The following is a 13,470-nucleotide window of genomic DNA, read 5'->3' as shown; positions in this document are numbered from 1 at the left end:
CGGCTTGTTATTAAATATTTTTAAAATTCCTATTGACAATTCTTAGCTGGACTCTCTATATTTTTCTATGATAATAGATTTTAAACATTCCCTTTACTAGGGCAACAAATAAGGTAGATCCTAGCAAAATAAAAAATCCTATATCACTAAAATATCCAGCAATTATTGTAGCTATTGCAAAACCACAAATACAGATATTAATCCCAATTGCCCCTGTTTTCTGTAGTATCATAATTGCCCTTTCATCATTTTCCCTAATATATAACCTCTTAAGTTCCTCTTCATCTTTTAGGGCTTTTAAATTTTTATATATATTTAGAATTAGGATAATGCTAAAACTAGTAAGGGCACCTCCGTGAAAACTTATAATTTTACCTGAGGGTTTTACTAAATTACCTTGGTTTAAAAATAAGATTAAATAAATCGCTATAAAAATAAACAATGTTATGAGTAAAAATAATATTCTGTACCGAATTTTTTCTTTGAATTTATTCATTTTATATCTCCTCCACTTCTGAAAAATCAAATACCTCTTCTATAGTCATATTAAAGTATCTTGCAATCTTATATGCTAAAACTAGAGATGCTGTATACTTTTCTCCTTCTATAGAGGTAATTGTTTGACGAGTCACACCTACTGCCAAAGCAAGTTCTTCTTGGGTGATTCTATTTTTTTGTCTTAATTCTCGTATTTTTGTCTTCAAACTTCTCACTTCCTTTGTATAGTTAACCTTACATTTTAAGTATAGTATGCTTTGCATATAATGTCAAGCATACTTTGCAAAACCATCCTGAGTCTTATTATTGATATCTTCCCGAGAACAGAAAAGGCATTGAATGTCATCTGTCCATTCAATGCCTCAAAACCTCTACAACTATTGGTATCATCTAATTCTATAGTTTTCCCAACTTCACGACAACTTCAACGTGCCTTGAGAGTACAATAAAGATGTCGCAAGTATCTGTTATCCCCTTGGTAGAAGATTATATTTCTAATCAAGAGGTTCAATTTAAAAAATGCGTCCAATCTTTTATTACAATGATGGATTCAAGCTAAATATATATTCTATCTGCAATTTTATATTAGCAAATTTATTTAGATTTTCACTTACAGTTTTTTTCGACAAAATTCGGGTGGTAACCGGTCAATGTCATCAACTTAAGGAAAAAAACTTAAAAGCGAACTTTGAATTCTTAGAATTTAAGGTTCGTTTTTTATATTACAAACCTCTAAATAAGAAAAAATATATCATTTATAAAAATGGCTAAATTGAAAAAACCATGCACTGTTAAATTTATACATAGTTGTATGTAAGTGTATTTGGAATTCTAAACTTAGTATAATTCTAACTATTTCTTCTGCCATTCAGCTTATGTTTATTTTTACCTTTGTATGTTTTACGTTCCAAACTTCGATCAGGTCTAATAGGGATTATATTTTCCATAATTTCTTCTAACATATATTCATATAAGATTTTTCTTTCATCTGGACGGTCTTCAATAGCTATCTTTATCATATATTCTCTAAATGTACCTATTAATATATTTATATTTACTTTGTAATCATACTTTAAAATCTTAGTTCTTTTGGATTCAAGTTCTTTATTTGCATCGTTTTTTAAATCTTCAATCATATTGAATAAAAGGATTTGTGAATAAAAATCTTGCTCAACAATTATTTTCTTTCCACCTGATATATTTTCTATATATAACTTATTTTTAATAATATCATATGCAATTTCTATTCCCCAGCGCTTAAAATAAACCTCTTCCATCTCTTCGGTACTAATTTCTTCAGAGGGTACATTAGTTATTAAATATTCAATTTCCCCTGTTTTAAAAGTTATTTTAACAATTCTTACAGATAATTTTTTTATTTCTGCTCCCTTTTTCTTTAGTTTTTCATCTTGAATTTTTACTAGTCGAGATCCGTTTACTTTTAAATCTATCCAGTCATCATTAGTTATCATTGATTCCTTTTCTTTGTTATAAGTGTTTCCTTGAACTCTAAACAAATAACATATAGAAAGTTCTGATAAATTCAATAGCATTTCAGTAGAGATATAACCTCTATCAAAAACTATTAATACCTTTTTATCTTTTCCTAAAATAGAGTCCATATTTTCAATATTCTTCTTGGCTAAAGTTCTCTCTGGAGTATTGAATTTATCTAATATTGCATCTATCATTATATTGTTTTCTACATCATACAAACCGGAAGCTTTAGCCCTTGCAACTTTTCTTACTCCTTCTATATTACTAACCTGACATCCATACTGGTCTCTAAGTTCTTCTGTGTTAGGAATCTCAAGGATTGTCCCATCTATGGCTAATAATATATATCCTTTATATGTTTTATAGCTATTTTCAGAATAAATAGATTCAATATATTCTTTATTTAAAACTTTAAATACTTCTGGATTTAATTTACATCTTTGTTTAGAAAACGCTTGTTTTGAAACTCTTTGTTCTCTTTTATTTACTTTCTTAAAATAGTTATTTATCTCCATAGTTGTTGTTTTTCCCTCCTTATTTAGGATACATCTTATTAAATCATTAAAAGGCATTTTTCTATTTCTAGTAAAATCTGAGTCAAAAATTTTACCTATATTTCTTATTCTTTTAGTATTTAGCTTTTCAAAAGTCATTGTTATTCTATTATAAGATTTTTCATTGTCTTCTCCTAACTATTAGTTATTATAATTAGATATAAAAAGCTTATACTTGTATTATAATATTTCTTTATAAATATTGCATTAATAATTATATGTAAAAGAAGCATTGAATTATAAAAAATTCAATGCTTCTTACCTTTAAATCCTTAAGTTGATGATATTGACCGGTACCTTTGTGCTCAATAAAGCTAGTTTTACTCCTACCTGCAGGAACAAAAATTTCATTTTTTTCTCTAATCTCCACTGAATGAATTCCAGAGAGATTCTGCATAAAAAATCTGGGACGAATGTGAGCATAGGGAAGGCTTGTTTTTTCGATATACTTTTCAATCTTATGATGAGGTGGAATAGTGTTATTTTCAACACCCATTAAAGACAAAAACGAAACTAGTTTAATATTGTGAGCTTTCATTGAATCAATGAATGGATATAAATCCTCTGGCTTTCCTAGATGTGGTGGCCTCATTAAAAACACACGGTCACTTGCTTTAGGGCTTTATCATATGTATTATGTTCTGTAAAATCAAAAGCTACAGCCGTTACTTTATCTTCAAATAGCTTTTCTAACCTTTTAATATTCGTGCCAGCTACAGCTACAACTACATCTTCTCCTTTACTTAGCAACTCTCTTAATACATTTCTACCCACATTGCCCAATGCTCCTGTTACCAATACTTTCATTAGCTTCTTAGCTCCTTTAATATTTCATTTGCTCGTAATATTAATTGAACAAATAACTTAAAATCCACTTCTCCTATCAGTAGAGGACTGTGTTTTCATTAGGTAATCATGTTTTATCAACGAATTCGCCATAGATGTTACTGAAGGCTTTGTGATTTAAAAAAACTGGCTAATCATCAAAGGTGTCACAGCTTCTGTCGCAGTTATGATATATTCTTTCATTTATATTTCCTACTTTCATTTATCTAGTTAGGTTGACTAACTAAATAGTGCTACTAATCTGTTTTTATGTCAATAGAAGGTTACCTCATTTTAAATAAAATTTGATATACTAATCTAGCTTTAATTTTATTTAGATTCTTCCCAGAAAAGAGAATCCTATTTCATAAAAGCACAGATTGGTTTAGATTACTTGGCTGAAATAGTAAGTTTTTTATATTCTCTTTAGTCCTCCGTCCTTAGTATATTTATATCTTTTCCTTCCATAATCCTATTCATATTTCTCATTGAACACATTTTTCCACACATAGTACAACTATCCTCATGCTCTGGACTAGATTCTTTTCTATATCTTCTTGCTTTTTCCTCATCTATACTTAAGTTAAATACTTCTTCCCAGTCTAATCTTTGTCTAGCCTTACTCATCTTTAAATCCCATTCATCTGCATCTTGTATTCCTTTAGCTAGGTCCCCTGCATGTGCTGCTATCTTTGAAGCTATAATTCCTTCTTTCATATCTTCTAGTGTAGGTAGTCTTAAATGTTCTGCTGGTGTCACATAGCATAAAAAATCTACCCCATGACTTGCAGCTATAGCTCCACCTATTGCTGATGTTATATGGTCATATCCCGGTGCTATATCTGTAACTATTGGCCCTAATACATAGAAAGGTGCTCCATGGCAAAGTTTCTTTTCTAATAAGACATTCGCCTCAATTTCATTTAACTTCATATGGCCTGGCCCTTCTATTATAATTTGCACATTTTTTTCCCAAGCCCTCTTTGTTAACTCTCCTAATACCATTAGTTCTGCAATCTGTGGTGCATCTGTCCCATCGGCTATACTTCCTGGCCTTAAGGCATCACCTAAACTTATAGTCATATCATATTCTGCACATATATCTAGCAATTCATCGTAATATTCATAAAAAGGATTTTCCTTATTATTTAATTCCATCCATGCATATAATAGAGAGCCTCCTCGTGAAACGATATTAGTAATTCTACTATTTTTCTTAAATATTTTAGCTGTATCTCTATTTAATCCTGCATGAATAGTTACAAAGTCAACACCATCCTTTCCGTGTTTTCTCACTACATCTAAGAATTCCTTTTCTGTAATATCTTTTAATTCCTTATCATAAAATCCTACTGCATCATATATTGGAACAGTTCCTATCATGGAAGTAGACATATTTACTAATTTTTGTCTAAATTCTTCTGTTTTACCAAACGAACTTAAATCCATAATTCCTTCTGCTTTCATATCTATTGCAATTTTTACTTTTTCTAACTCTGTATCTATATTAGGACAATCCCTAGATATGCCCAGATTGACATTTATCTTAGTCTTCAATCCTCTACCTACTCCTTGCGGATCTAAGGATTTATGATTTTTATTCGCAGGAATAACAATTTGTCCTTTTGCCATTCTCTCCATTAGTATTTCTATACTAATGTTTTCTTTTTCGCTAACTATCCTCATCTCTTTAGTTATAATTCCTTTTCTTGCAGCATCCATTTGAGTTATATATTCCATTTTCGTCTTCTCCCTGTCTTAAATTTTTTCTAAACAATTTAATCTTCTCTGATATATTTTCTACTCTCATCAGCCAAATACAATAGTAAAGCAATATTCTCTATTAATTTTGATAGTGTCTATTATTCTGAACATAATGATATTTCACCTCCTTTGCAAAAACAAAAAAGCTGTATACTAACAAAAGTATACAGCAAAAATACAACTTCCCTAGCTACATCCCTTCGTTGGCATTATCCAAATCAGGTTCTTAGGGTCAGGAATAACATTCCTATCTCAGCCTATTATATAAGCTCCCCTATAACTGATATTAAGTTTTTGTTTATCTAACTAGAAATATATCATAAGATAATAAATTTTACAAGCTAATATGCAATTGGACTTAACCTTAGACTGTCCTTTATTCATATAAGAACAGAACATTTGATCTAATACTATGAGTCCCAGATAAATCATGAAGATATAGCGCATACATATTTTTAATGATTTATCCACTAGTTTTGTTTCCCAATTTAACTTCAATTTTTATAATTTAAATTGCTCTTTAATTTTATTTTTATAAAACTAAAAATTTCTACCTATTCCTTCTCTATCAACACTACACACTCAACGTGCATTGAAGTGACAATAATGATGTCGTAGTGTAACATTAGCCCCTTGGTGGCACTTGTACTTTTATATAAGAGTTATTTTATCCTTCTTTTATATCAGATAATATTTACTGTCCTTCATTAATGAGATTTTCAATTTTATCAGCTGCCAGTCTATAACCTCCGCACCTATGAAAACTTTTTGATATTTCTTCTGCTGATTGCTTATAAGAATAGTTATCAAATACTTCCTGTATGGTTTCTTTAATCTTATCTGGCGAGTCCTCATTCAAATAGACACCTGCACCCAATTCATTTACTCTATAGGCAACACCACCCTGTTCCGGTGTTTGAGGAAACAAAACTAGTGGAACTTTATAATAAAGTGCTTCACTTACACTGTTCATTCCACAGTGAGTTAAAAATACATCTACCTGCTGTAGTACTTCAATTTGGTTCACACTCCTCGCTATGGTAAAATTCTGTGGAAGGTCTCCAAACCTTTCCAAATCAACAAATTCACCTACAGACATAATAACATCTAGATCAGAATCTTTTAGTGCAACTATGCATTTCTTATAAAAATTTTCCATTACATTATTTACTGTTCCCATAGAGATATAAACCGTTCTCCTTTGCGGTTTCCTAACCTTGTAATCTAATGTTCTTATGGATGGACCAACAAAGGTATATTTATCTGAAAAGGTATCAGAGCATGGTTGGAACTCAGGGGATGTGTATACAATAGTATCGGTATCATTATCATTTTGTACAACAGATAGAACATTTTTCACCGGGTATCCCTTTGTACGTAACTTTTTAATCAGTTTATTTGCTCTTGGTATGGAAAATAGCATCTTAAATAACTGAGTGATATCTTGTTTCATTATTTTAGCAGAATGTCGGTTAAATGCGAATGTGGTGGTAGAAGATATAAATGGTACAGAAAGCTTATGTGCAGCCAATTTACCCCATATTGCCATGGAATCTGCGACAATACAATCCGGTTTCCACTGGGATACTTCATCTATAATCGTATCATCCATTGCTAGTGTTGTTTTCACTAAAATCTCTGTTGAAAATACAATATCTTTACCTATCCGTTCCCCGTCTTGTGGTGTTAGCTTCATCTGAATATCGTAAGAATCACAGGAGATATATTCTGCGCCTGTTTTCTCTATTTTCCTTTTAAAACTATCATATGAGTAATATCGGATCTCATGCCCACGCCTAATTAATTCTTTTACTACCTCTAAGGTAGGATTGGTATGTCCGTGTGCTGGAATACCAAAAAAGACTATTTTACTCATCGTTTATTTCCCCTTTCATTGACCTTATTGACTTTGCAAATGATATAGAATCTTCTTCTGTATGCTCAGGATATAATTCTTTTGCTTTTCCCGAAAAAATATCATCGGCGATTTGGTTGAAAGTATCGAATCTTTCAATTGCAATCCCTCTCTTTTCATCTGCTAGTACGATTATTGTGTCCCCTGGAGAAATGTCAAACATATCCCTTACTTCTTTAGGAATTACAATCTGGCCTTTAGGGCCAACCTTAGCCGAACCCATGAACTTGCCATCCTTTATTTCCGCTTTCAAATCTTCACCTCCTAAAACACATGTGTGATTTGTATAACTTGTATTACTTATTATACTTATTTATTTTTGCCCAGTCAACATATAAATGTTCATATATTAACCATAAATTTGTTTTGTTTTTTATTATGTTAATCTCTTTTATCTTTTATGCTTAATGGACATCTTCCCGTGAACAGAAAAGGCATTGAATGTCATCTGTACATTCAATGCCTTAAATTCATCTAATCCATTGGTATTGCTAAGTCCTATCTTCTTTCTATCAACACGACAGTCTCAACGTGCGGTGTCCTAGGAAACATATCCATTAGTTTCATCTTATCAAGCTTGTATCCTCTTTCTTCAAATACCTTTAAATCTCTAGCAAGTGTTACTGGATTGCAAGATACATATACAAATCTATCAGGATCAAAGTCTATTATCTTTTCTATAGCTTTTGGATGGATTCCTTCTCTTGGTGGATCTATTACTATTAAGTCTGGTTTTTTATCTATATTGTCAACTGCTTTGAGAACATCATCTGCTATAAACTCTATATTATCTAGATTGTTTAATTTCATGTTTTCTTTTGCTTTATCTACTGCTTCTTCTACTATCTCTATTCCCACAACTTCCTTTGCGATGGGAGATATTATTTGTGCTATAGTTCCAGTTCCAGAATAAAGATCAAAAACTACATCCTTTTTTTCACCACCTATAAATTCCCTTACTATAGAATAAAGTTTTTCAGCTCCCCAGGTATTTGTTTGGAAAAATGAAAATGGTGATATATTAAATTTAAGTCCAAGTATTTCTTCTACTATATAGTCCTTTCCATAAAGTAGTAATAACTCATCTGCTTTTACAGTATCCCCAAGCCCATCATTTATTGTGTGAAGTATACCTTGTATTTTTCCCTTTAAATCTTTTAAACTTAGTAATTCATTTAAAAATTCCTTACTATTTAAATTATCTTGGCTACTAGTTACAAGATTTACCAATATTTGACCAGTAGAGTGAGCTTTTCTTACTACTAGGTGTCTTAAAAATCCTTCATGTTTTCTTTTATTATAGAAGGAACTGTTCTTATCTCTAAAATAATTCATCACTGTCTTTCTTATATTGGTAAAATCTTCATCTACCAAATCACATCCATCTGTATCTGCTATTTCATAAAATCTTCCTTTTTTATGAAGACCTAAAACTATAGGACCTCCTTTAAACGCATCACCAAATGTATACTCCATTTTATTCCTATAAGCAAATTCATTTGGACTCTTTTCTATCCCTAAAAATTTAAAATCTTTTATATTTTCTTTTTCAAATAATTTTAATACCTGTTCTTCTTTTAACTGGAGTTCATCTTCATATAAAAGTGTTCCATATGGACAAGGTCCAAGATCGTATTCTGTATATTTTGTAAGATTTTTTTCTAGTGGTGAGTTTTCTATTGTTTCTAGTAGTTTTCCTTCTATATAGTCTTTTTTCCTCTTTTTAAACTGAACCTTAACAGTTTGTCCCTTTATACCACCTTTAAATATTATCTTTTCACCTTCATATATTCCTATGGATTTATTTGGAAATATTGCATCTTCTATTTTTATTTCTATTATTTTCTTTTTTCTTCTCAATTTTTTCACTCCTATTCTAAATTATTATATCACTATAAGACTGTAAAAATAAGGATTATTTATCTCTAGCAAAAATCTTTTTCAAATAATTACAAAGAAGTTACAAAAAAGCCTTTCTTTTTTAACTATTTTGTAATATACTATATTCAGAAGATAAGAAGCCAACGAAAGATACAAACATATTTAAAGGAGGAGTTACAAAAAAATGAAGAAAAATGCACTTAAAAATACGGTAGTAGCATGTACAATAGCAGGAATAATAACTCTAGGAGGAACAGCTTCCGAAGCAGCACTGGGAAGTAAAGCTCTTTATCAAGGAGTAAGACATAATGACGTAAAAGAACTTCAACAAGAATTAAAGAAAAGAAATTTCTTTACATATGGAAAAACAACTACATATTTTGGTAATATAACAAAACAAGCTGTTATGAAGTTTCAGAGAGCTAATGGACTAGCTGTAGACGGTTCATTTGGTCCAGCTTCATACAAGGCTTTAAAAAATGGTTCAAGTGGAAGTTCACAATCAAAACCACAAGCTAATACAAGCAAAGCTGGCTCTTTAACTTATAAAAGAGCCTTAACAAGAGGTTCAAGAGGCTCAGATGTAAAACAACTACAATTAGCTCTTAAAAAATTAGGTCACTATAAAATAGCTGTTGATAGCTCATTTGGACCTGGCACTAGATCTGCTGTTATAAGCTTTCAAAGAGCACAAAATATAGCTGTAGACGGAAGCGCTGGACCTTCTACAGTAAGAACTATAAATAATGTATTATCTGGTAAGACAGCTGCAGGTAAACCAAGTGCTACACCTAATAGAAATGATTCAGGTAGTAGAACTTCTATAAATATAATGAATACTGCTAAAAAATATATAGGTCATAGATATGTATTTGGCGGTTCAAGTCCATCAGGTTTTGATTGTTCTGGATTTACTCAATATGTATATAGACAAAATGGAATAAGCATACCACGTGCTACTACATCCCAAGCAAATGCTGGAAGTAGACTAAGTAAATCTCAATTACAACCAGGTGATTTATTAATCTTTAGTAACACTTATAAAGCAGGACCAAGTCATGCAGGAATTTATATAGGAAGTGGACAATTTGTTCATTCAGCAAATCCTAGAAAAGGCGTTAGAATTGATAGTATAAATTCTAGTTACTACAGTAGCAAATTCTCTTACGGAAGAAGAGTATATTAATAAGAATACAAAACCTCAAGTAAATTTACTTGAGGTTTTTTTATTTTATTAAATTTATTTTATTTTTAGGGTATATTAATAATAGGTGATAATTATGAAAGATATGGAGTTAACTTATAATAAATTTTTAGCTAAAATATTTAACTTTTTAAATCCTATAAAAAAGACAATTATAAAGACAAAATGCGAAGTTCATAAATTTATAAATGTACAAGGGCTTGAAATTCTAAAGAATGATAAATACTTTAAGGAATACTCTTTCTTTAGTCAATATATAGATTCTATGAATGAAGGGGCAGTGTGGACTGATCAAGACTTTAAAAGTTCCCATCATTTTTACGATCCATCAAAAAATAGAGGCATGTACGGTAGAAAAAGTGCTTTGGATGTTGGCTTAGGATATTATGAAAAGGCTGTAACTCTTTGGAATGATGACAAAGATAAAGAATCTCTTTTTTATCTAGGAGCAGCTCTTCACATTATACAAGATATGACAGTACCTCAACATATAAATATAAGACTTTTAGATAAACATAGGCAATATGAAAACTATATAAAAAGAACTTATAGATATATCGATATATTTAAGGTAGATAAAGGTATCAATATTAAAAATTCTTATGAAGATTATATAGATTTTAATGCTTGGGCATCTAAAAAAATATATAAAAAATATAAAGACATAAAAGATTCAGATAAACGATATTATCTATTTGCTAAATTTGGTCTTCCACTGGCTGAAAGAACTACTGCTGGGGCTATGTTACTTTTTTATAGAGAGATCAACGCTTTAAAAAAAGACATAAAAAATAAGGGTTAACCCTTATTTTTTATGTCTTTTTTAAGAAGCTTCTCCTTCTTCAAATTGACTATTATAAAGTGTAGCATAAAATCCATCTCTAGCTATAAGTTCATCATGGTTTCCTTGTTCTACTATATCACCACTATCCATAACAAGTATTAAATCAGCATTTCTTATAGTTGAAAGTCTGTGCGCTATTATAAAACTAGTTCTCGATGCCATTAAGTTTTCCATAGCCTTTTGTATAAGGACTTCAGTTCTAGTATCTACTGAAGATGTAGCTTCATCTAGTATAAGAAGTTTAGGATTACTTAATATAGCTCTAGCTATTGTTAGTAGCTGTTTTTGACCTTGGGATACATTGTTTGCTTCTTCATTTATTATTGTATGGTATCCTTCTGGTAAAGTTTGTATAAAACTATCAGCATGGGCTGCATATGCCGCCTCTTTTACTTCCTCATCTGTCGCATCTAACCTTCCATATCTAATATTTTCCATTACTGTACCGCTAAATAACCAAGTATCCTGAAGTACCATACCAAAATTTTCTCTTAAATCTTCCCTTTTAAAATCTGTTATATCGTGTCCATCTATAGATATACTTCCTCCGTTTAATTCATAAAACCTCATAAGAAGCTTCACTATAGTTGTTTTACCTGCTCCTGTTGGTCCTACAATAGCTATATTTTGACCAGGACTTACACGTGCTGTAAAGTCATCTATTATTATATTATCTTTGTCATATCCAAATTTAACATGATTAAATTCTACTCTTCCTTGAACTTTTTCGAGTTTTATAGGATCTTGGGTCTCCAGTATCTCTTCTTCCTCTTCTAAAAATTCAAAAACTCTTTCTGATGCTGCAATTGTTGATTGAAGTACGTTTGATATTTGGGCCATTTGCCTGATAGGCTGCATAAAGTTTCTTATATACTGGATAAATGCAAGTATATCTCCAACTTGTATAACTCCTCTAATTGCAAACCATCCTCCAAGTATGGAAACTGCAACATAGCCTAAGTTTCCAACAAAGGACATGATAGGCATCATAAGCCCAGAAAGGAATTGCGATCTCCAAGCTGAATCATAAAGTTTATTGTTTATACTTCTAAATATTCCAACTGATTCTTCTGCATTGAATGCCTTCATGATCTCATGACCACTATATACTTCTTCTATATGTCCATTTACCTTACCCAAAGATTCTTGTTGCTGGCTAAAGTATTTTTGTGATCTTTTTACTACATTTACTACAAAGAAAAGTGAAACAGGTAAAATCAGTAGAGCTATTAAAGTCATCTGCCATGATATAGAAAACATCATAACAAGCACACCTATTAGAGTTGTAAAAGAAGTTATAATTTGACTTAAACTTTGATTTAAACTCTGACTTATTTTGTCTACATCATTCGTAACTCTTGACAATACATCACCATAAGATACTTTATCAAAATATCTTAAGGGAAGTTTGTTTACCTTTTCAGATATTCCATCTCTTAAGTTATATGATACCTTTTGAGCGATACCTGTAACTATAAAGCCTTGTATAAAGGCAAATATTGCAGCAGCTGCATAAAGACTTAACAGGATAACTATTATATTTTTTATATATCCAAAGTCTATTCCTCCGCCTTCTACTCCTGTTACTCTTTCAATTACTCCTTCAAATATTTTAGTTGTTGCCATTCCTAGTACTTTAGGTCCTATTATCATAAAAACAGTACTAGCTATAGCAAATATAAACACAAATAAAAATTGTAATTTAAAGGGTTTTAAATAGTTTAAAAGTTTTTTAAAAGTCCCCTTAAAATCTCGTGCCTTTTCTGGTGCGCGTCCTACATTACCTCTACCCGGTCCTCTACCTGGCATCCCGCCTTTTGGCTGCTTATCTTTTTTTACTTCATTTTCTCTCATTTCGATAACTCCTCCTCTGATAATTGAGATAGAGCAATTTGTTTATAAACTTCTGAGTCTTTTAAAAGGTCCTTATGAGTTCCCAGTCCAACTATCTTACCTTCATCTAAAACTATAATCTTATCAGCATTTTTTATAGTATTTATTCTTTGAGCAACTATTAAAAGAGTACTATCTTCTAATTTTTCATTTAAAGCTTCTCTTAACTGTGCATCAGTTTTAAAATCAAGTGCTGAAAAACTATCGTCAAATATTATTATTTCAGGTTTTTTTGCTATAGTTCTAGCTATGGAAAGTCTTTGTTTTTGACCCCCAGATACATTTGTACCTCCTTGAGATATTTCAGTATCTATTCCTTTTTCTTTATCATCAATAAATTCTTTAGACTTTGATATATCTATAGCTTCTAAAACTTCATCTTTATCTATATCTATATTTTTACCATATCTTATATTGCTTTCTATTGTTCCAGTAAATAATACACTGTTTTGTGGAGTATAACCTATTTTATCTCTTAAATCATGTATGTCTAAATCTCTTACATCTACATTGTCAACTAAAATTTGTCCCTTAGTTACATCATAAAATCTTGGGATCAAGTTTATAAGTGTTGATTTTCCACTTCCAGTACTTC

General features: G+C 30.8%; 13 protein-coding genes and 1 riboswitch. Of the genes, 2 read left to right on the top strand and 11 right to left on the bottom strand.

Annotated elements, in window-relative coordinates:
- Positions 1-55: 55 nt before the first annotated feature.
- From ACTHW2_RS05505 to rlmD, 9 genes are all read right to left on the bottom strand, one after another.
- Entirely contained in the window at positions 56-496 is a 441-nt protein-coding gene (locus tag ACTHW2_RS05505) for a hypothetical protein (RefSeq protein ID WP_442262970.1), read from the bottom strand.
- A gap of 1 nt (position 497) precedes the next feature.
- Positions 498-704, bottom strand: coding sequence for a helix-turn-helix transcriptional regulator (locus ACTHW2_RS05500; protein WP_442262969.1), 207 nt, complete (start codon positions 702-704; stop codon positions 498-500).
- Positions 705-1,346: 642 nt separating this feature from the next.
- Positions 1,347-2,648: an IS4 family transposase gene (locus tag ACTHW2_RS05495; RefSeq protein ID WP_442262968.1), complete on the bottom strand. Its 1,302-nt coding sequence runs from the start codon at positions 2,646-2,648 to the stop codon at positions 1,347-1,349.
- A gap of 115 nt (positions 2,649-2,763) precedes the next feature.
- Entirely contained in the window at positions 2,764-3,141 is a 378-nt protein-coding gene (locus ACTHW2_RS05490; RefSeq protein ID WP_442262966.1) for a hypothetical protein, read from the bottom strand.
- Entirely contained in the window at positions 3,141-3,356 is a 216-nt protein-coding gene (locus ACTHW2_RS05485; protein WP_442262964.1) for an NAD-dependent epimerase/dehydratase family protein, read from the bottom strand. Before ACTHW2_RS05485 ends, ACTHW2_RS05490 begins: the two co-directional genes overlap by 1 nt.
- 444 nt (positions 3,357-3,800) lie before the next feature.
- Positions 3,801-5,114: a phosphomethylpyrimidine synthase ThiC gene (gene thiC / locus ACTHW2_RS05480; protein WP_442262962.1), complete on the bottom strand. Its 1,314-nt coding sequence runs from the start codon at positions 5,112-5,114 to the stop codon at positions 3,801-3,803.
- A 201-nt stretch (positions 5,115-5,315) separates the two neighbouring features.
- Positions 5,316-5,424: riboswitch (TPP riboswitch) on the bottom strand.
- A 408-nt stretch (positions 5,425-5,832) separates the two neighbouring features.
- Entirely contained in the window at positions 5,833-7,014 is a 1,182-nt protein-coding gene (locus tag ACTHW2_RS05475) for a macrolide family glycosyltransferase (protein ID WP_442262960.1), read from the bottom strand.
- On the bottom strand, positions 7,007-7,306 hold the full coding sequence (locus ACTHW2_RS05470) for an AbrB/MazE/SpoVT family DNA-binding domain-containing protein (RefSeq protein WP_442262958.1): 300 nt from the start codon (positions 7,304-7,306) through the stop codon (positions 7,007-7,009). The genes ACTHW2_RS05475 and ACTHW2_RS05470 overlap by 8 nt, the downstream gene beginning before the upstream one ends.
- Before the next feature lie 245 nt (positions 7,307-7,551).
- Positions 7,552-8,922, bottom strand: coding sequence for a 23S rRNA (uracil(1939)-C(5))-methyltransferase RlmD (gene rlmD, locus ACTHW2_RS05465; protein WP_442262956.1), 1,371 nt, complete (start codon positions 8,920-8,922; stop codon positions 7,552-7,554).
- A gap of 196 nt (positions 8,923-9,118) precedes the next feature.
- Here rlmD and ACTHW2_RS05460 point away from each other — a divergent pair, with 196 nt between their 5' ends.
- Positions 9,119-10,120, top strand: coding sequence for a C40 family peptidase (locus ACTHW2_RS05460; protein WP_442262954.1), 1,002 nt, complete (start codon positions 9,119-9,121; stop codon positions 10,118-10,120).
- A 94-nt stretch (positions 10,121-10,214) separates the two neighbouring features.
- Complete coding sequence (locus ACTHW2_RS05455) at positions 10,215-10,940, top strand: zinc dependent phospholipase C family protein (RefSeq protein WP_442262952.1); 726 nt, start codon at positions 10,215-10,217, stop codon at positions 10,938-10,940.
- 21 nt (positions 10,941-10,961) lie between these two features.
- Here ACTHW2_RS05455 and ACTHW2_RS05450 read toward each other — a convergent pair whose 3' ends face one another.
- Positions 10,962-12,836, bottom strand: a complete 1,875-nt coding sequence (locus ACTHW2_RS05450) for an ABC transporter ATP-binding protein (protein ID WP_442262950.1) — start codon at positions 12,834-12,836, stop codon at positions 10,962-10,964.
- Positions 12,833-13,470 (bottom strand): ABC transporter ATP-binding protein (locus tag ACTHW2_RS05445; protein ID WP_442262948.1); only part of this gene is annotated, 638 nt, incomplete at its 5' end. The genes ACTHW2_RS05450 and ACTHW2_RS05445, both read right to left, overlap by 4 nt.

Source organism: Tissierella sp. (genome assembly GCF_052089545.1).
Taxonomy (GTDB): domain Bacteria; phylum Bacillota; class Clostridia; order Tissierellales; family Tissierellaceae; genus Tissierella_A.
The sequence above is the reverse complement of the archived record's forward strand: the minus strand, read 5'-3'. Positions and strand labels throughout refer to the sequence as shown.

What these genes read in the sequence shown, in the direction of transcription:
- ACTHW2_RS05505 (WP_442262970.1), bottom strand. Translation starts at nt 496, where the DNA reads ATGAATAAATTCAAAGAAAAAATTCGGTACAGAATATTATTTTTACTC.
- ACTHW2_RS05495 (WP_442262968.1), bottom strand. Translation starts at nt 2,648, where the DNA reads ATGACTTTTGAAAAGCTAAATACTAAAAGAATAAGAAATATAGGTAAA.
- ACTHW2_RS05490 (WP_442262966.1), bottom strand. Translation starts at nt 3,141, where the DNA reads ATGAGGCCACCACATCTAGGAAAGCCAGAGGATTTATATCCATTCATT.
- ACTHW2_RS05485 (WP_442262964.1), bottom strand. Translation starts at nt 3,356, where the DNA reads ATGAAAGTATTGGTAACAGGAGCATTGGGCAATGTGGGTAGAAATGTA.
- thiC (WP_442262962.1), bottom strand. Translation starts at nt 5,114, where the DNA reads ATGGAATATATAACTCAAATGGATGCTGCAAGAAAAGGAATTATAACT.
- ACTHW2_RS05475 (WP_442262960.1), bottom strand. Translation starts at nt 7,014, where the DNA reads ATGAGTAAAATAGTCTTTTTTGGTATTCCAGCACACGGACATACCAAT.
- ACTHW2_RS05460 (WP_442262954.1), top strand. Translation starts at nt 9,119, where the DNA reads ATGAAGAAAAATGCACTTAAAAATACGGTAGTAGCATGTACAATAGCA.
- ACTHW2_RS05455 (WP_442262952.1), top strand. Translation starts at nt 10,215, where the DNA reads ATGAAAGATATGGAGTTAACTTATAATAAATTTTTAGCTAAAATATTT.
- ACTHW2_RS05450 (WP_442262950.1), bottom strand. Translation starts at nt 12,836, where the DNA reads ATGAGAGAAAATGAAGTAAAAAAAGATAAGCAGCCAAAAGGCGGGATG.